Below are 18318 nucleotides of genomic sequence, written 5' to 3'. Positions count from 1 at the left end.
GGGGCCGGGCGATTTTCGCCCGGCCCCTGCGTGTCGCGTGCTCCGTCTCAGCTCGGCAGCGGTGCGTCCGCCCGGCGCAGCGCCGACCAGCCGGCGTTGCGGGCCCGGGCGGTGGCGAGCAGCCCGGCCACACAGGACGCGTTGGTGATCTCACCGGCCAGCGCCATACCGACCGCCTCGTCCAGGTCGATCCGGACGATCTGCAGGTCGGCCTCCTCGTCGTGCCGGTCGTGGCGTTCCTCCGCCGGCACGTCGGCCAGGTCGCGAGCCAGGAAGACCCGGACCAGTTCATCGGTGAACCCGGGCGAGCTGTGCAGATCGACCAGGACGTCGAAGCGACCGGCGACCAGGTCCACCTCCTCGGCCAGCTCCCGGGCCGCGGTGACCGCCGGGTCCTCCCCGGTCACATCGGTCAGCCCGGCCGGCAGTTCCCACAGCCGCCGCCCCACCGGTTGGCGGTACTGCCGGATCAACACCACCTGACCGGCGTCGTCGAGCGCCACCACCGCCACCGCACCGACATGCCGCACCAGGTCCCGGGTGGCGGTGCCACCACCGGGCATGGTCACCTCCTCGGAGACCACCTCGAAGATCCGGCCGCGATAGCGCAGCTCCCGCGAGCGCACCTCGTAGCGGTGCTCGACCGCGCTCACGACGCCGACGTCGCCGGTGCGGTGGCACCGTTGTGGTGGGCCCGCTCGGCGGCGCTGTCCAGGTCGACCGGAAGCTGGTCGGCCTGTGAGTACGTCACCGCGGCGTGGACGAAGGCGGCGAACAGCGGGTGCGGTCGGGTGGGACGGCTCTTGAGTTCCGGATGCGCCTGGGTGGCCACGAAGAACGGGTGCAGGTCACGGTCCAGCTCGACGAACTCGACCAGCCGACCGTCCGGTGAGGTGCCCGAGATGTGCAGCCCCGCCTTGACGAGCTGGTCACGGTAGGCGTTGTTCACCTCGTACCGGTGCCGGTGCCGTTCACTGACCTCGGTGCTGCCGTACGCCTCGGCGACGATCGACCCCTCGGTGAGCGTGGCCGGGTACGCGCCCAGCCGCATCGTGCCGCCCAGGTCGCCCTTGCCGGCGACGATGTCCTGCTGGTCGGCCATGGTGGCGATCACGGGGTGCACCGCCTCGGCGTCGAACTCCAGGGAGTTGGCGCCGTCCAGACCGGCCAGGTGCCGGGCCACCTCGATGGTCATGCACTGCAGGCCCAGGCAGAGCCCGAGCAGCGGGATGCCGTTCTCCCGGGCGTACCGGGCGGTGCCGATCTTGCCTTCGATGCCGCGCACGCCGAACCCGCCGGGGATGACGATGCCGTCCACCCCGGCCAGAGCCGCCGCCGCGCCGGTCGGCGTGACGCAGTCGTCGCTGGGCACCCACCGCAGCTGTACCCGGGCCCGGTGGCCGAAGCCGGCCGCCCGGATCGCCTCGCTGACCGACAGATACGCGTCGGGCAGGTCGACGTACTTGCCGACCAGGGCGACGGTGATGGTGTGCCGCGGCTGGTGCACCCGCTGCAGCAGGTCGTCCCAGCCGTCCCAGTCCACGTCGCGGAAGGAGAGGCCGAGCCGACGCACCACGTACGCGTCGAGCCCTTCCCGGTGCAGCACCTTCGGGATGTCGTAGATGCTGGGCGCGTCCGGCGCGGCGATCACCGCCTCGGCGTCGACGTCGCAGTAGAGGGACAGTTTGTGCTTGAGCTTGTCCGGGATGTCCCGGTCGGAGCGACAGACGATGGCGTCGGGCTGTATACCGATGCTGCGCAGCTGGGCCACCGAGTGCTGGGTGGGCTTCGTCTTCAGCTCCCCGGATGGGGCGAGGTAGGGCACCAGCGAGACGTGCAGGTAGAAGCAGTTGTCCCGGCCCAGGTCGTGGCGCACCTGACGGATCGCCTCCAGAAACGGCAGCGACTCGATGTCGCCGACCGTGCCGCCGACCTCGGTGATCACCACGTCCGGGGTACGACCGTCGTCGTCCAGGTCGGCCATGGCCAGGATCCGGGACTTGATCTCGTTGGTGATGTGCGGGATCACCTGGACCGTGTCGCCCAGGTACTCGCCGCGCCGCTCCTTGGCGATCACGTCCGAGTAGATCTGGCCGGTGGTGACGTTGGCCTTGCCGGAGAGCGCCCGGTCCAGGAAACGCTCGTAGTGGCCGACGTCGAGATCCGTCTCCGCGCCGTCCTCGGTCACGAAGACCTCACCGTGCTGGAACGGGTTCATCGTGCCCGGGTCGACGTTGAGGTACGGGTCGAGCTTCTGCATCACCACGCGCAGTCCGCGCGCGGTGAGCAGGTTGCCGAGGCTGGAGGCGGTCAGCCCCTTACCCAGCGAGGAGGCGACGCCCCCGGTGACGAATATGTGCCTGGTCGTCCGTGCTGAAGGGGCCAAGGCCTGCTCCCGTGTCGTCCGTCGCGGTCGTGCAGACCGCCGAGCCGATCAGCGAAGTGATCACGCGATCCACGGGACTCCACGGTAACACCTCCCCGATGGCACGCCGGTGCCGCACCCAGGTAGCACCACCGGGTCACCCGCTCGCGACCTCGGCCGACGACCGTGTGTCCGGCCCACCGTCGGTCGGCCCACCGGCAGTCGACCCCCCGTCGGTCGGCCCGGACCCGGTCGGTCCGCCGCCTATCGGCCCGCCATCGGTCGGCCCGGACCCGGTCGATCCGGACCCGGTCGGCCCGCCGTCGGTCGACCCGTCGGCGGGACGGTCCGCTGCCGGCCGGGTCCGGTCCGCCGAATGGTCGAGCACCCGCAGCGCGGACAGCGCCGCCATCGGCACCACCACGGCAGCCGCGGCACCGACCACATCCAGCGCGGCGGCACCCAGCAGCCCACCGATCACCGCCGCCACCGCGGTGCCCGTCATCGCCGCCCGGATGGCCGGATAGATGCCGAACAGTCGCATGAGCCCGCCCCAGGGTTGCAGCAGCGCGAACCAGACCAACAGCGCACCGGCCAACGCCAACACCGTCAACGGACTGTTGACCAGCGTCTCGAAGCTGGCGGCACCGGAGCGCTGCACGGTCAGCCCGGCGGTGCCGTCGCCGAGCGCGGCCAGGAACCGGCCGAGGCTGCCCCGCTCCGCCGGGGCCCGGCCCAGATCCACCACCGCGAACCCGACCGTCACGGCCAGCCCGGCCATGGTCGCCCAGGCGAGCCGGGTCAACGTCAACCAGCCACCCGCGCTGATCGCCGCCGCCACGCTGACTCCGGCGGTCAGGGCGATCGCGCCGATCGAGTCGGCACCCAGGTAAGGGCTGCCGACCACCACCACGGCGGCCCCGCCCACGACCACCATGACGATCGGTCGCCAACCCCGGCGTACCCGCTGGGCGAGCCAGCCGGCGGTGAGCAGCGCGGCGGCGACGAACACGCCGAGCCCGACGGTACCGAGCCCGGCGTAGCGACCACCCTCCAGCGCGGAATAGCCCACCACCCCGTTGAGCTGCAACCGGGCACCGGTGACGACGTCCAGGCCGACGGCCAACGTGGTCAACCCGGCCACCGCGCCGAGCGGTCCCAGGGTGGTGCGGTAACCGGGAGCGAGCCGCACCAGCAGCGTCGTGGCGGCCAGCAGCACGGCCGTCAGCCCGGCGAACGACGCCGCCGGATGCGCGAAGCGCCACCACGGCGCGGCTTCGGCGAGCAACGCCGCCGGTATCGCGAGCGCGGCGGCGATCAGCAGCACCTCCACCGTCGCCACCATCGGACGCGGCACCGGTTTCGGCCCGTACGGACCGGCGTGCCGACGGGCCCGGCGCAGCAGCGGCAGCACCGCCACGGCGAGCGCCACCTGCACCACCGCGAGCAGGACGAAGAACCCGCCGGCCACCTCCCGTTGGGCGGCAGCCTCCCGGTCCGCGTCCGCGGGTTCGGCGATCGCGGCGGACAGGTCGGCCGGCCGGCCACCGACGGACTCGGTGGGTCGGCCCAGGAACGCCCGGTCCGGCATCGGACGTCCCAACGCCACCAGCGCGGTCGGCGCCAGATCGATCAGTTGCAGGTAGCCCCGGCGACCGGTGCTGGGCGAGGTCAGCCAGCCCTCCTCCCAGCCCGGTCCGTGCGCGACCGCCACGTGCAGTCGGGAAGGCCGCTCGGTGTCGGAAACCCCGGCGACGATCACCAGCGAGCGCGGGGGGCGAGCGTCGAGCACCCGGGCCAGTTGGGCGTCCACGGCTGCTGCCGCCGCCGCCCGCACCGCCGGATCGGCACCCTCCACCGCGCCGAGGTCGACGATGCTGAGCACACAGGAACCGAGCAGCCCGGCCGGCTCCGCGGGCAGGGTCGGCGCGTACCGGTCGACCCGACCGAACGGTCGGGCGGCGGCCACCGCCGCGCCCGGTCCGACCGCCACCGAACACCGCACCGACTCCGACAGCGCACCGGGCACCGTCCCCCACGGCAACCGTTCCTGGTTGTGCAGGGCCACGCTCTCCTGCTCCGGCAGGTTCGCCCCGATACCGTCCGGCTGCTCCAGCGTCACGTCGACAGGCGGACACTGCCCGTCCACGCCACGGCTACCCGGCCAGGCGGCGAAGCTCCCCGCGCCGAGGGTCAGCCACCCGTCGACCGGGCAGGTGGGGCGGTGCGCGGACCGCACCGACAGCGACCCGATCGAACCTTCACGGGCCAGCCGCCACAGCGTCGGCGTACGCTGCGCGTCCACGTCGTCCCAGCGCAACCCGGCCACCCCGACGAGGACCACGTAGTCGGCGCTCTGTCGGGCCGGTGGGCTCTGCGGGCGGGCCGCCAGCGCGGTGACCGCGAGCGCCACCACCACCAGGGTGAGCAGGATCGGAGTGATACGGCGCAGCATCACCGGCGTCCCGTCGACGGTGCGTCGGCGTCCGGCGTGGCCGGTCCGGCCGGACCGGGGGCCAACTCGGCGTAGAGCGTGTGCAGGTGGGCCAGGGTCTGCGCCTCGGTCGGCCAGGTCAACGCCCGCGCCGCGCCGCGCCGCGCCAGCTCGGCGCGACCGGTCTCGTCGTCCAGCAGGGCACGTACCGCCGCGTCGACCGCGTCCACATCACCTGGTGACACCAGCACCGCCGCGTCACCGACCAGGTCCGGCAGCCCACCCACCGCGGTCGCCACCAGGGGTACGCCGGCCCGCAGCGCCTCCTGCGCGAACAGTTGACGCGCCTCCCAGTCGCTGGTGACCACCGCGAGGTCGGCGCCGGTGAGCAGGTCGGCCACATCGGTGCGGTGCCCCAGCAGGATGACCGGTGCCCGGGCAGCACTGACCCGGGCGGCCAACGGCAGGTACGCCGGCCCACTGCCGGCGATGACGACAACCGGCGACGGAGTGCGCTCCCGCCACCGGGCGGCGGCATCCACCAGCACGTCGTACCGCTTCTGCGGATGCAGCCGACCCACCGACAGGATCAGCGGCTGGTCGGCGGCGACCGCGAACTCGGCGCGCACGGCGGCCCGGCGGCGGCGCGGCGCGGGGAGTTCGGGAGCGGCGACCGGGGCGAGCCGGGCATCCGCCGCACCCAGCGCGACGGCGCGCGCCACCAGGTCGGCGGAGGCGCCGAGAGTGACCCGGGCGCCCCGCGCCACGACCCGCTCCACCAGCCGGGACAGGCTGCCACGCAACCCGCCGGCCAGCACCGCGTTGTGCCAGGTCACCACGAGCGGGGCGGCCGGCCGGGCCAGCACCGCCACCAGCCCGGCGCGCAGCCCGTGCGCGTGCACCACGCTGACCTGCTCGGCCACGAGCAGCCGGCGCAGCACGCTGACCGCGCGGGCGTCGGCGGGAGTGGGGTTCGCCGGGATCTCCACCGGCTGGAACCGGGCGCCGGCGGCCACGAAGTCGAACTGGTCCTGGGTCGCCGCCGGCCCGCAGACCAGCACCGGCTGCCCGGCCGCGGCCAGCCCTCGCGCCACCGACCGGACGTGTTGACCGACCCCGCCGGTGCTGGAGGCCAGGAGCAGCAGCACCGTGCCCGGCCGGCCCGCAACGGCCGCCGACCCATCAGTCGCACTCACCGGACCGACTCCTCCTTCCGGTCGTCTGGCCGGGCCCGGCGCAGGCGTCGACCCAGCCCGGTCAGCAGTGGCCGCAGGTCCTGCCGGTCCACCAGCCACACCACGGCGAGGAACACGGCAGTGACCAGGACTCCGGACAGCATGCCCTGCATCAGTGCCGTCCACCGCGCCGGGGGGTCGCCCCCGGCGTCCAGCAGCCGCAGCATCGCCACCGCGACGACGGCGGCCGTGCCACCGGCCAGCAGACCGGCACCGCCGGCCCGGCCGGCACCGGCGAGCGCTTCCCGTCCGGCCGAGCGGGCGACCGCGACCAGCAGCAACGCGCCGAGCAGCAGCATCCCCGCCGAGTTGGCCAAAGCCACCGCCAGCACCCGGTCGGCCACCGGAAGCACCGCCGACAGGGGAAGCAACACCAGCGGCACCGCCAGCCAGCCGGCGGTGATGGTGGCGGTCGCCGCCCGCGTCGCGCCGCGGGCGTACAAGGCGCGCGACAGCACCGCGAACAGCCCGTACCCGAGCAGCCCGGGAGCGTACCCGGCGATCGCCGCGGCGGTCGCGTCGCTGTCGAGCGGGAAGAACCGGCCGATCGGACCGGCCGCACCGACCAGTACCGCGGCACCGAGGAAGCTGCACAGCAGCACCCCCCGCAGCGTCTCCGACAGCACCTTCCGGTAGGTCCGCTCGTCCGCGCCCGCCGTCGCGGCCAGGGTGGGGTACGCGGCGGTGGCCAGCGGCACCGCCAGCACCGCCCAGGGCAGCAGGTAGAACGTCTGTGCCAGGGTGAACACCTGGAACGCCTCGGTGCGGCCGCTGGAGAGCCGGTAGAGGATCACCGCCAGCGCCACCTGCTGGGCGGTGACCGTCACCACGCCGGCCACCGCCAGCCCGCGCACCCGGGCCCGGGCGTCGGCCGGGAAGGCGTACCCGGGGCGCAGCGCCAGCCGCAGCCGACGCAGCGGGATCAGCAGCGACAGGGACAGCACCACCACGCCGAGGGTGGTACCGACCGACAGGATCAGCTCACCGCCGCGACCGGCCTGCGCCACGCTCGCTCCCGTGCCGGCCGCCCCGGCGAAGATCAGGTAGACGACGACCACGGTGAGGCTGGACAGCAGCGGGGCGATGACCGGCCAGGCGAACCGCCGGTGCGCCTGGAGCACGCCGGTGAGCACGATGCCGATGCCGTACAGCGGCAGTTGCGGTGCGAAGACCCGCAGCATCCGGGCCGCCGAGGCCAGTTCCTCGGCCGACCGGCCGTCGCCGAGCGCGGTGATGATCGGGCCGGCGGCCAGGGCCACCAGCAACGCCAACGGCACGAGCAGCGTCACCGTCCAGGTGAGCAGGGCACCGGTGGTCGCCGCGACCGTCCGCCGGTCACCCGCCGCGACCGCACCGGCGAGCAGCGGTACGACCAGACTGGCCAGCGCCCCACCCGCGACGATCTCGAAGATGATGTTCGGGATGGTGTTCGCGAGCAGGTACATCGCGCCCAGGTCGCTGTCCTGCACCACCCAGGTGAACACGGCGGTACGCCCGAACCCGGCCAGCCTGCTGACAACGGTGAGTACGGCGATGAGGGCCGCCGCTCCGGCCACCCGGCCGGCGCCGGCGAGGGGGGCCGGTCTGGTCACGTCAGTCGACGCGTCGGCCCAGCGCGTCGAGTTCACGCAGCCCCGGCGTGCTCGCGATGACCTTCGTGAAGCTCACCTTCTCGCTGGCGGCGGTGAGCCCGGCGAGGACGGCGAGCAGCCCGGCCCGCCCGACCGGGCCGGTGCGGGCGGCCATCGCCACCCCGAGCACCGCACCGAGGGCGTTTGCGCCGCTGTCGCCGAGCATCACGTCCTCGGCGAGGTCGGCGGAGAGCAACCCCGAGGCGGCACCGACGGCCCCCGAGGCGATCCCGCCGTGCCGGCCGACGCTCAGCGGCGCACCGAGCAGCAGACCAGACTTCAGTGCCCGCCCGGGGCGCAGGTCGAGCAGGTTGACCAGGTTGGCCGCACCGGCCACCACACCCGCGCCGAGCAGCACGTCGACGCCCCGTCCCAGCGTGGCCTGTCGCTGTCGGCGACGGTGCCCGGCCACCCGCGGATCGGCGGAGAGCAGGATCGCCGCGCCCAGACCGGCCGCACCCACCCCGACGATCTTGACGAGGCCGGCGGTGACCCGGCCCTGCCGCAGTGCGGCCAGATGCCCGGTGAAACCTTTGGCGGTTTTCTGCTCCGGGCGAGCGCCGACCACGTCGTCGTAGAGGCCCACGGCGCCGGCACCGAGCCCGGCCACCAGGGTCGCCGCCCCGGCCGGCACACTCGCCGCCGCGCACGCCGCCGCACCCGAGGCGCCCAGCGCCAGTGCCGGGCCGGCGGCCAGGGTCACGGTACGGCCCCGGAAGTTGGTGCGTTCCAGGGCCGGCGCGGCCGGTGAGGTACGGATCTGGCGCACCGCGTACCGGGAGGCGACCGCCCCTATGCCGGCCGCCAGGAGTCGACCGAGAACCGTCACGTCGCCGTCCCGCTCACTCGCGCCATCCCCTCCCGCCGGCCGGCGGAGATCGTCGGAAACGGGCACCGGGGGTGCCCCAGGCTCACTGGGGCAGTCTAGGCACCAGCGAACCGGCCTTGTCACCGACGCCGTACTGACCGGCCTTGCGCTCGCTGAGCTGCTGCACCAGCGCCAGGGTGGTGACCAGTTGGCCCTGCACGGTGTTGGCGTTGTCGATTGTCGAAATGGTCTGGGTCAGCACCGCGTCGCCCCGGACGAAGGCCACCAGGTTGCCGCCGGCCGAGCCGTTCCCGGCCACCACGACTCCCCCGGTCCGGTCGAACTGTTCGGCGATCTTGACCACGGACTCGTCCTTCTTGGCGGAGTCCTTGTCCACGTACGGCTGCCCGCTGACCACCACGACGGCCTCCGCCGCCTTGGTGACCCGCTCGGAGGTGGTCAGGTAGTTGGCGTTGCCGTACGCGGCCAGCACCGCCCGCCGGTCGGCCTCGGTGACCGGCTCGGTGCCGGCCGGCTGGTCCAGCAGCACGGTGGCCAGCAGGGCGCTGGACGTCTCGACGCCGTGGCCGTTGCCGGGCAGGCCCGCGGTCGGCGCGCTGGTGGGTCGGGCCGCGGTGACCGCCAGTTCGAGCAGGTCGTTGTTGTTCTCCGGGTTGATGAACTTGTCCTGCAGGTCGATCCGCCCGGTGATGTCGGCACCGGCCAGCTGGAGCATCTTGAGCACGCCCTCGGTGTGGTCACGGCCGGTGGGCAGGCTCAGCAGCAGCACCCGCTTGCCGCTGAGCGTGCCCGGCAGCATCACCTGGGCGATCTCGGCGGCGAATTCCTCCTCCAGCTCCAGCTCCCGTTGCATGCTCTGCACCGCCTGGCGCATCTGCTGGTTGTCCTTGCGCAGCTGGTTGACGGTCTCCCGGAGCGAGTCCGCGACCGGGCCGTTGAGTGCGGCTGTGCCGACGACCAGACCGATCGCCAGGGCGAGGAAGACCGCGGTCAGGGACACCACGTGGTACCGGAAGTTGATCACGCTTGAAGCCTCTTGATCGGTCGGGAGCTAGAAGAGCTGGCCGAGCTGGAACACGAAATTGTCCCACCACTCGGAGACCACACCCAGGTAAGCCTTGCCGATGGTGGAGACGGCCACCGCTGAGGCCATGGCGGCCAGCGCCGAGAGCACCAGCAGCAACAGCGACGACCCGGAGATGCTCTGCCGATACAACCGGCTGACGCCCTTGGCGTCCACCAGTTTGCCACCGACCTTGAGCCGGGTGAGGAACGTCGACGCCATGCCACCGCGCCCCTTGTCGAGGAACTCGACGAGCGTGGCGTGGGTACCCACCGCGACGATCAGCGAGGCGCCCTTCTCGTCGGCCAGCAGCATGGCGAGGTCCTCGCTGGTGGCGGCCGCGGGGAAGGTCACCGCCGGCACCCCGAGACCGTTGACCCGGGGCAGCCCCGGCGCCCGCCCGTCCGGGTACGCGTGCACGATCACCTCGGCGCCGCACCGCAGCACGTCGTCGGTGACCGAATCCATGTCGCCGATGATCATATCGGGGGTGTAGCCCGCCTCGACCAGGGCGTCAGCGCCCCCGTCGACGCCGATCAGCACCGGCTTGAACTCGCGGATGTACGGACGGAGCACGTCCAGGTCGGCCTTGTAGTCGTAGCCCCGGACCACGATCAGGCAGTGCCGGCCCTGCACCTCGGTGGCGATCTCCGGCACTCCGACGCCGTCGAGCAGCAGGTCGCGTTCCTGCTTGAGGTAGTCCATGGTGTTGGCGGCGAAGGCCTCCAACTGCACCGACAGACCCTCCCGGGCATCGGTCATCGCCTTGGCCACGCTCTCGGCGTCCTGCAGACTGCCGTGCGCCACCGGATCGTCGTCCAGGTAGACGGTGTTGCCCTCGATGCGCACCGTGTCGCCCTCACGGATCCGCTCGAAGATGCCCTCACCGAGGTCGTCGAGCAGCGGAATGCCCGCCGAGATCAGCACCTCCGGCCCGAGATTGGGGTACCGGCCGGAGACCGACGGCTTGGCGTTGAGCACCGCGCCGACACCGACCGCGACCAGCGAGTCGGCGGCGACCCGGTCCAGGTCGACGTGGTCGATGACCGCGATGTCACCGGGGCGGAGCCGGCCGACCAGCCTTTTCGTACGGCGGTCGAGGCGCGCGGTGCCGAGAATTCGTCCCGGTTCCGCGTTCCGGGCCCGGCGCAACGTGGGTAGACGCATCGTGACCATCCTGGCATGTGAGGCAGGCGAATCTGTCGCGACATGCCTGAGCAGGGCCGCCTACCCAGGGAAACACATCTGGGCGAAGGCCGGTGTGCCTCCGCTCACATCGCGGCCTCAGGGCCGCCGTTCTCTGGCCGCCACGGCCAGGAGTTCCTCCGCGTGAGCGATACCCAGATCCGAATCCGGCAAACCCGCCAGCATCCGGGCGAGTTCCCGGGCCCGCTCGGTGTCCTCCACCACCCGCACCCCACTGGTGGTGACCGCGCCACCGGTGTCCTTGGCCACCACCAGGTGCCGGTCGGCGAAGGCGGCGACCTGGGGCAGATGGGTCACCACCAGGACCTGGTGGCTGCGGGCCAGCCGGGCCAGCCGCCGGCCGATCTCCACTGCCGCCTGACCACCCACGCCCGCGTCGACCTCGTCGAAGACCAGCGTCGGCGGGCCGCCGGAACCGGCGAAGACCACCTCGATGGCGAGCATCACCCGGGACAGCTCACCGCCGGAGGCACCGCGTTGCAGCGGCAGGGACGGCGCACCGGGGTGCGCCAGCAGCCGCAACTCGACCTCGTCGCCGCCGTCGGGCCCGACGCCCACATCGACCCCGTTGACCGGCAGCGTCGGTTCGGCCCGGCCAGCGGGTCGGGGCAGCACCGCCACCTCGATCCGGGCGTGCGGCATCGCCAACCCGGCCAACTCGACGGTGACCTGCTCGGCGAAACGCGCCGCCGCCTCCTGCCGGGACACCGACACCCGGCCGGCCAGCTCGGCCACCTCGCCGGCCAGCCGGGACGCCTCCCGATCCAACTCGTCGAGCAGTTCGTCGGAGGTGTCCAGCTCGGACAGTCGGGTCCGCGCCCGCTCCGCCCAGGCGATCACTCCGTCGACGTCGTCGGCGTACTTGCGGGTCAACGCGCGCAGCGCGGCCCGCCGCTCGTACAGGGCCTGCAACCGGGCCGGGTCGGCGTCCAGGCCGGCGAGGTAGGTGGACAGCTCCACCGAGACGTCGGCGACCAGCGTGGCCGCCTCCTCCAGCCGGACGGCCAACTCGCCGAGCGCCGCGTCGGTGCCGGCCTGCGCCTCCAGCGTGCGCCGGGCGGTGCCCAGCAGCGTCGAGGCGTCCGGCGTGTCGTCGGTGGCCTCCAACCCGCCGGCCACACACTGATGAGCCAGCTGGGCCGCGGTACGCAGACCCTCCGCGTGCTCCAGCCGCTGCGCCTCCGCCTTCAACTCGTCGTCCTCGCCCGGCTGCGGATCCACCCGGGTGATCTCGTCAAGGCCCAGCCGCAACAGGTCGGTCTCCTGGTGACGTTCCCGCGCGTTACGCCGCCGGTCGGCCAGGTCGTCGACCACCCGACGCCAGCGGGTGAACGCGTCCCGCGTCGCGTCGAGCAGCTTCTCGTGCTCCGGGCCGGCAAACCGGTCCAGCGCGGCCCGCTGCTCGGCCGGGCGCAGCAGGCGCAACTGGTCGGACTGGCCGTGCACCGCCACCACCTGCTCACCGACCTCACCGAGCATCGACACCGGCATGCCGCGACCACCGAGGTGGGCTCGGGACCGACCCTCCACCGTGACGGTACGGCTCAACAGCACGCAACCGTCCTCGTCGGGCTCACCTCCGGCGTCGGTGATCCGGGCGTGCACCGTCTCGGCCACCCGACCACCGAGACGCAGCCGACCCTCGACCACCGCACGACCCGGTTCGGCGCGTACCCGACCGGCGTCGGCCCGGCCACCGAAGAGCAGGCCGAGCCCGGTCACCACCATCGTCTTACCGGCCCCGGTCTCCCCGGTGATGACGTTCATGCCGCCGGTCAGCGGCAACGTCGTGTCCTCGATGACGCCCAGTCCGGTGATGCGTAGCTCCTCCAGCACAGCAACCGACAGTAGACGCGTGGCCCGACACTTGACCAGCCGGCGCGACCGCCGACGTCAGCGACGGTTGCCCCGCCAGCCGTGCACCGGAAGGTCGAACTTGGCCACCAGACGCGCGGTGAACGATCGGTCCCGCAGCCGGACGATCCGCACCGGCAGGGTGCCTCGCCGCACGGTGACCCGGGCGCCCGGCGGCAGGTCGTAGACCCGTCGCCCATCGCAGCAGAGCACCGCCAGGGTGGTGAACGGGTCGACGGTTATCGAGATGGTGGAGGTGGGGGCCGTCACCAGCGGCCGGCTGAACAACGCGTGCGCGCTGATCGGCACCAGCAGCAACGCCTCCACCTCGGGCCAGACCACCGGCCCGCCGCCGGAGAACGCGTACGCCGTCGAACCGGTGGGGGTGGCACAGACCACGCCGTCGCAGCCGTACCGGGACAGTGGCCGCCCGTCGACGTCGACGAGCAGTTCCAGCATCTGGGCGCGCTCACCCTTCTCGACACTGATTTCGTTGAGTGCCCACGACTCGATGGTCGGTCCGCCGTCGAACTCCGCCGTCACGTCAAGGGTGAGCCGCTCGTGGACGCTGTAGTTGCGGCTCACCACGTCGCGGACCGCCACGTCGAGGTCGCCGATCTCCGCCTCGGCGAGGAAGCCCACCTTCCCGAGGTTGATGCCGAGCAGCGGCACCTTCGCCGGGCGGGCCAGTTCGGCGGCGCGCAGGAACGTGCCGTCCCCACCGAGCGCGAAGACGATCTCGGCTCCCTCGGCCGTCTCCGGCCCGGTCACCGGCACCACGCCCGGCAGGTCGAGGTCCTCGGCCTCCTCGGCCACCACCCGCACCTCGAACCCGGCGGCGATCAGATCCGCGGCGACCGTACGGGCGTGTTCGGTGCTGCGTCGACGGCCGGTGTGCGTCACCAGCAGGGCGGTACGGGTCACCCGGCCACCTCCCTCGTCGCCTCGTCCGACTCGCCGGACGTCACCGGGCCGCCCGGCCCGGCCGTCACCACGGCCCGCACCCGGTGCGGGTCGGCCGGTGGTGCGTCCCGGCGTAACCATACGAAGAACTCGACGTTGCCGCTCGGCCCCGGCAGCGGGCTGGCCGCGAGATCGGCCAGCCCCAGCCGCAGCGTCGCGGCCGCCGCAGCGACATCCAGCACCGCCTGGGCACGGAGTTCCAGGTCACGCACCACACCACCGGCACCGACGCGCTCCCGACCCACCTCGAACTGCGGCTTCACCATCAGCGCGAGATCACCGTCAGCCCGGGTGCAGGCCGCCAGGGCCGGCAGCACCAGTCGCAACGAGATGAACGACAGGTCGGCGACGGTCAGGTCGACCGGGCCGCCGATCACCTCGGGGGTCAGCGTCCGGACGTTGGTGCGTTCGAAGACCCGTACCCGGGCATCGGTGCGCAGCGACCAGGCCAACTGGCCGTAGCCGACGTCCACGGCGACCACCTCGGCGGCGTTGGCGCGCAGCAACACGTCGGTGAAGCCGCCGGTGGACGCGCCGGCGTCGAGGCAGCGTCGCCCCTGCACCATCAGCCCACCGGGGGTGAACGCGGCCAGCGCGCCGGCCAGCTTGTGCCCGCCCCGGGAGACGTACTCCGAGGAGGGGTCGGCACCGCTGACGAGCAGCGGATCGGCGGGATCGACCATCGCGGCGGCCTTGCGGGCCGGCACCCCACGCAGCTGTACGCGGCCGGCCTCCACCAACGCGACCGCCTGTTCGCGGGAGCGGGCCAGACCGCGACGGACGAGTTCGGCGTCCAACCGGTTACGCCGTGCCATGGACGGACGTGCCTCCTCAGGCCTGGTCGATGGTGGTCAGCGTCTCCCGCAGCGTCTGGTACGCGGCCTCGTACTGGGCGATCTGGTCGGCGGGATTGAGGCTCGCGGCGTTGGCGATCGCCTGCACTGCGGCGTCCACCGCCGGATGGCCGTCGTCCTCCCCGTCCGCGCCGGTCCAGCGCTGCGGCGGTGGACCGGGGCGCGGGCCCGGCGGCGGTCCAGGTCGTGGGGCGGTCATGCCGCCACGTCCCGTCGCCGGGTCACGCGTCACCGCCCGGGCGCGGCGGTGCGGCCTTCGCCGGACGTGGCCTCGGCGCAGCATCCTCGGTACGCGCCACGGTGCCGGGTGTCTTCCTGGCTACCGCTTTCTTCGCGACTGCCTTCTTGGCCACTGCTTTCTTGGCCACCGCCTTCTTGGCCACTGCCTTCTTCGCGACCGCCTTCGTCGGTGGAGTTGCGGCGGCGGTCGGTGGCGTGCCGACGGAGCCGGTGTCGACGGATTCCGCGGTCGTCACGGTGCCTGGCGCGGCCCCGCCGGTGGACATTCCGGCAGCGGACCGGAGCTGGCGTTCCAACTCGCGCACCCGGCGGTCCAGTTCGGCGACCTCCTCGGCGGTGGCCAGGCCGACCGCGCCGAGCGCCCGCTCGACCTCGAACCGCACCAACTTGGTCAGGGCCTCACGGTTCGCCGCGCCGGTCGACCGCAACTCCTCGGCGAGGGTCTGGAGTTGGGCCGCGGTCGCTCCCGTCGATCCCATCGCCCGGCGTACCGCCTCCTGCGCCTTCTTCCGGGGCGCCTCCGTCAGGCCCATGGCCAGTTCGAGGTAGGCGCGCCACGCGTCCTGCATGCCTGAGTCCTTTCGCCCGACGGCTGTGCAGGTGTCACGCTACCGGGCCGCCGGAACCGCCCTGTGCGGTACGGTGCCGGGAGACGACGTGGTGTGGCGAGGAGGCGATCGGTGGCCACGGTGGACGAGTGTCGGCAGGCGTTGCAGGATCTGGCCGCCCGGCTCGAACGCAACGCGGAGACCGTCCGTGACCGCGTGGATCTGGATCGCACCCTGGCCTGCCGGATCACCGATCTGGAGACCGCCTTCCACGGTCGGATCACCGGCGGACGGCTGGTGGAACTCGCCGACGGCGACGACCCGAAGGCGAAGATCGCCATCAGCACCACCAGCGACGACCTGCTCGCCCTGGTGCGCGGCGACCTCGACGTCACCCGCGCGGTCGCCAACCGCCGCGTATCGATCAAGGCGAACCCGTTCGACCTGATGAAGCTGCGCAAGCTGCTCTGACGGTCAGGCTGCCAGGCCGAGCTGCTCCAACGCCCGCACCGCCTCCGGCGACGTCGGTCGGACCGGGCCGGACGGGTGGCTACGCCACGCCACCGCGCAGAGCGCGGCGAGCGCGTCCAGCGCCCGCCCCGAGCCGGAGAGCTCCCAGCCGTCGCTCCCGGTGGTCACCTGCCAGCCGCCGTGCTCGGCGTCCGTCGCCGGCACCCGCACCACACCCTCGGGGTCGAAGAGCCCGGTCAGGTCCCACGAGACGTACGTCGGTCGTCGCTCGGCGGGCGTGGCGAGCAACTCGGCGGCGTCACTGACACCGGTGAGGACCAGCAGGCTGTCCAGGCCGGCCCGGTTGGCGCCCTCGATGTCGGTGTCCAGCCGATCGCCGACGACCACCGCACGACCACTGTCCGCCCGGCGGGCGGCGGTGGCGAACAGTTCCGGCGACGGCTTACCGACGATCTCATCCGGGTCCCGGCCGAGCGCGGTGGTCAGCGCGGCCACCAGTGCGCCATTGCCCGGCAACGGTCCCCGTCCGCTGGGCAGGGTCCGGTCGGTGTTCGTGGCCACCCAGGTCGCGCCGGCCCGTACCGCCACCGCCGCCTCGGCCAGATCGGCCCAGCCCACCTGCGGGCCGTATCCCTGAATCACCGCGACCGGAGCCTCGTCGGCCGTGGTGACCGGCTTGAGCCCGACCTCGCTGATCTCGGACCGGAGCGCCTCGGCTCCCACCACGAGCACCGGCGCACCGGCGGGTAGGCGCTCACCCAGCAGTTGTGCCGCTGCGGCGGCGCTGGTGAGCACCTCCTCCGGTCGCGCCGGCACGCCCATCCCGGTCAGCAGTTCGGCCACGTCGGCGGCACGGCGCGAGGCGTTGTTCGTCGCGTACGCGATCGCTCGGCCCTCGCCGTGCAGCCGGGCGACCGTCTCGACCGCGCCGGGGATCGGCTGGTCGATCAGGTAGATCACCCCGTCCAGGTCGAAGACGACCAGGGCGTAACCGTCCACCAGCCGGTCCCCGCTCATCGCTGCCGGGCCTCCGGCTCGTCGGTCCCGTTCGCCTCGCGACGATCCGCGTCGAGCTCGGCAAGCTCCGGGGCGGCCTCGCTGTCCGATGCCACAGCATCGGCCACGTCACCGTCGACCGCTACCTGCCCACCGTCAGCGGGCAGCGGGTGCTGGTCCGTGGGCTCCGCGACGCCCAGGTGATCGTCGGTGGACTGATCGTCGATCAGGTGCTCGTCCGCGACCGCCGCGTCGTCCTCCGCCGCGTCGTCCTCCGGCTCGTCGGATGCCGGCTCGTCGGATGCCGGCTCGTCGGATGCCGGCTCGCCGTCGGCCGGGTCGTCACCGTCGGCGGTGGTCGACGGGCCGGCGGCCAGTTCCTCGGTCGCCTCGTTCTCGTCGTCGCCCTCGATGACCACACCGTCGAGTTCGAGCAGCCGCTCGGCCGCGTCCGTCTCGGACTCGGTGTCCACCTCCGCCGCGCGGGAGAACCACTCCCGCGCCTCGGTGCGACGTCCCACGGCCAGCAGAGCGTCGGCGTACGCGTACCGCAGCCGTGCCGTCCACGGCTGCACGGCGTCGCTGGTCAGGTCGGGAACCTGGAGCATCGCCACGGCCGCGTCCCGCTGTCCGAGGTCGCCGCGTGCGCCAGCGGCCACGATCAGCAGTTCGATCGCGACAGCCGGGGCCAGCTTCTCCTGGTCGGCGCCCCGGAACAGGTCGATGGCACGCTCGGGTCGACCGAGTGCCCGCTCGCTGTCCGCGATCACCGCGAGGTGGCTCTGCGTACCGCTCATCCGGTGGTACGTCCGCAGCTCGGCGATGGCCGTCTGCCACTCCCCAGCGTGGTAGGCAGCCAAGCCGACAGCTTCCCGAACCGAGGAGATCCGCGACGCGAGCCGGCGAGCGGCCAGTGCGTGCGCCAGCGCCCCGGCGGGGTCCTCGTCGATCAGCTGCCCGGTCGCCACGAGATGCCGGGCAACGGTCTCCGCGACCGGCTTCGCCAGCGACAGCAGTTCGGCGCGGACCTCCTTGTCCAGGTCGGTCGCGACGATCTCGTCAGGAAGCGGCGGCGCCTCCGTACGCCGGTCCTCGGCCGAACCAGATCCGTCCCGGTCGTCACGCCGCTCGAAACGACGCTCGCCGCCCCGGTCGCCACGGAAGCCACCGTCCCGGCGCTCGCCGCCCCGGAAACCGCCCTCACGACGGTCGCCATCGCGGAACCCGCCCTCACGGCGCTCACCACCGGAGCCCTCACGACGGTCCCGGAACCCACCGTCCCGGCGCTCACCGTCGCGGAAGCCACCCTCACGACGGTCACCACCCCGGAAGCCACCGTCACGGCGCTCACCGCCGCTGTCGCGCCGATCGTTGCCGCGGAAGCCACCCTCACGACGGTCACCACCCCGGAAGCCACCGTCACGGCGCTCACCGCTGTCGCGGCGATCGTTGCCGCGGAAACCACCGTCCCGGCGGTCACCGCCCCGGAAACCGCCCTCACGGCGCTCACCGTCACGGAACCCGCCCTCACGACGGTCGCCACCCCGGAAGCCACCGTCACGGCGCTCACCGTCACGGAACCCGCCCTCACGGCGGTCACCACCCCGGAAGCCACCGTCACGGCGCTCA

At 73.0% G+C, this 18318-nt stretch carries 16 protein-coding genes; 1 reads left to right on the top strand and 15 read right to left on the bottom strand.

Annotation, left to right across the window (positions count from 1 at the left end):
- Window positions 1-47: 47 nt before the first annotated feature.
- The 13 genes from Vlu01_RS17270 to Vlu01_RS17210 form a co-directional block, all read right to left on the bottom strand.
- Window positions 48-653: an NUDIX domain-containing protein gene (locus Vlu01_RS17270; RefSeq protein ID WP_204000521.1), complete on the bottom strand. Its 606-nt coding sequence runs from the start codon at window positions 651-653 to the stop codon at window positions 48-50.
- On the bottom strand, window positions 650-2386 hold the full coding sequence (gene pyrG / locus Vlu01_RS17265) for a CTP synthase (RefSeq protein WP_204000518.1): 1737 nt from the start codon (window positions 2384-2386) through the stop codon (window positions 650-652). The genes Vlu01_RS17270 and pyrG overlap by 4 nt, the downstream gene beginning before the upstream one ends.
- Before the next feature lie 136 nt (window positions 2387-2522).
- Window positions 2523-4820: a hypothetical protein gene (locus Vlu01_RS17260; protein ID WP_204000689.1), complete on the bottom strand. Its 2298-nt coding sequence runs from the start codon at window positions 4818-4820 to the stop codon at window positions 2523-2525.
- Entirely contained in the window at window positions 4820-5995 is a 1176-nt protein-coding gene (locus Vlu01_RS17255) for a glycosyltransferase family 4 protein (protein ID WP_204000512.1), read from the bottom strand. The genes Vlu01_RS17260 and Vlu01_RS17255 overlap by 1 nt, the downstream gene beginning before the upstream one ends.
- Window positions 5992-7626 (bottom strand): murein biosynthesis integral membrane protein MurJ, encoded by a 1635-nt coding sequence (gene murJ / locus Vlu01_RS17250; RefSeq protein WP_204000510.1) that lies wholly within the window; start codon window positions 7624-7626, stop codon window positions 5992-5994. The genes Vlu01_RS17255 and murJ overlap by 4 nt, the downstream gene beginning before the upstream one ends.
- A 1-nt stretch (window position 7627) precedes the next feature.
- Entirely contained in the window at window positions 7628-8494 is an 867-nt protein-coding gene (locus Vlu01_RS17245; RefSeq protein ID WP_204000507.1) for a hypothetical protein, read from the bottom strand.
- Window positions 8495-8576: 82 nt separating this feature from the next.
- Entirely contained in the window at window positions 8577-9518 is a 942-nt protein-coding gene (locus Vlu01_RS17240; RefSeq protein ID WP_204000504.1) for a copper transporter, read from the bottom strand.
- 27 nt (window positions 9519-9545) lie between these two features.
- Window positions 9546-10724: a putative cytokinetic ring protein SteA gene (gene steA, locus Vlu01_RS17235; RefSeq protein ID WP_204000501.1), complete on the bottom strand. Its 1179-nt coding sequence runs from the start codon at window positions 10722-10724 to the stop codon at window positions 9546-9548.
- 117 nt (window positions 10725-10841) lie between these two features.
- Complete coding sequence (recN, locus tag Vlu01_RS17230; protein ID WP_204000497.1) at window positions 10842-12599, bottom strand: DNA repair protein RecN; 1758 nt, start codon at window positions 12597-12599, stop codon at window positions 10842-10844.
- Window positions 12600-12656: 57 nt separating this feature from the next.
- Complete coding sequence (locus Vlu01_RS17225) at window positions 12657-13541, bottom strand: NAD kinase (protein ID WP_204000494.1); 885 nt, start codon at window positions 13539-13541, stop codon at window positions 12657-12659.
- Entirely contained in the window at window positions 13538-14395 is an 858-nt protein-coding gene (locus Vlu01_RS17220; protein WP_204000491.1) for a TlyA family RNA methyltransferase, read from the bottom strand. Before Vlu01_RS17220 ends, Vlu01_RS17225 begins: the two co-directional genes overlap by 4 nt.
- A 16-nt stretch (window positions 14396-14411) precedes the next feature.
- Window positions 14412-14633 carry a hypothetical protein gene (locus tag Vlu01_RS17215; protein WP_204000488.1) on the bottom strand — a complete coding sequence of 74 codons (222 nt, stop codon included), beginning with the start codon at window positions 14631-14633 and terminating at the stop codon, window positions 14412-14414.
- 22 nt (window positions 14634-14655) lie between these two features.
- Window positions 14656-15243 (bottom strand): phasin family protein, encoded by a 588-nt coding sequence (locus tag Vlu01_RS17210; protein WP_204000485.1) that lies wholly within the window; start codon window positions 15241-15243, stop codon window positions 14656-14658.
- A gap of 111 nt (window positions 15244-15354) precedes the next feature.
- Between Vlu01_RS17210 and Vlu01_RS17205 the strand changes: the two genes are divergently transcribed.
- Window positions 15355-15693: an SCP2 sterol-binding domain-containing protein gene (locus tag Vlu01_RS17205; protein WP_204000482.1), complete on the top strand. Its 339-nt coding sequence runs from the start codon at window positions 15355-15357 to the stop codon at window positions 15691-15693.
- 3 nt (window positions 15694-15696) lie between these two features.
- Here Vlu01_RS17205 and Vlu01_RS17200 read toward each other — a convergent pair whose 3' ends face one another.
- Both Vlu01_RS17200 and Vlu01_RS17195 read right to left on the bottom strand, forming a co-directional pair.
- Window positions 15697-16710, bottom strand: a complete 1014-nt coding sequence (locus Vlu01_RS17200; RefSeq protein WP_204000479.1) for an HAD-IIA family hydrolase — start codon at window positions 16708-16710, stop codon at window positions 15697-15699.
- Window positions 16707-17702, bottom strand: coding sequence for a tetratricopeptide repeat protein (locus Vlu01_RS17195; protein WP_239095959.1), 996 nt, complete (start codon window positions 17700-17702; stop codon window positions 16707-16709). The genes Vlu01_RS17200 and Vlu01_RS17195 overlap by 4 nt, the downstream gene beginning before the upstream one ends.
- Window positions 17703-18318 lie beyond the last annotated feature (616 nt).

Origin of the sequence: Micromonospora lutea (genome assembly GCF_016863535.1) — a bacterium.
Classification (GTDB): domain Bacteria; phylum Actinomycetota; class Actinomycetes; order Mycobacteriales; family Micromonosporaceae; genus Micromonospora; species Micromonospora lutea.
This window is presented reverse-complemented; position numbering and strand designations above follow the sequence as displayed.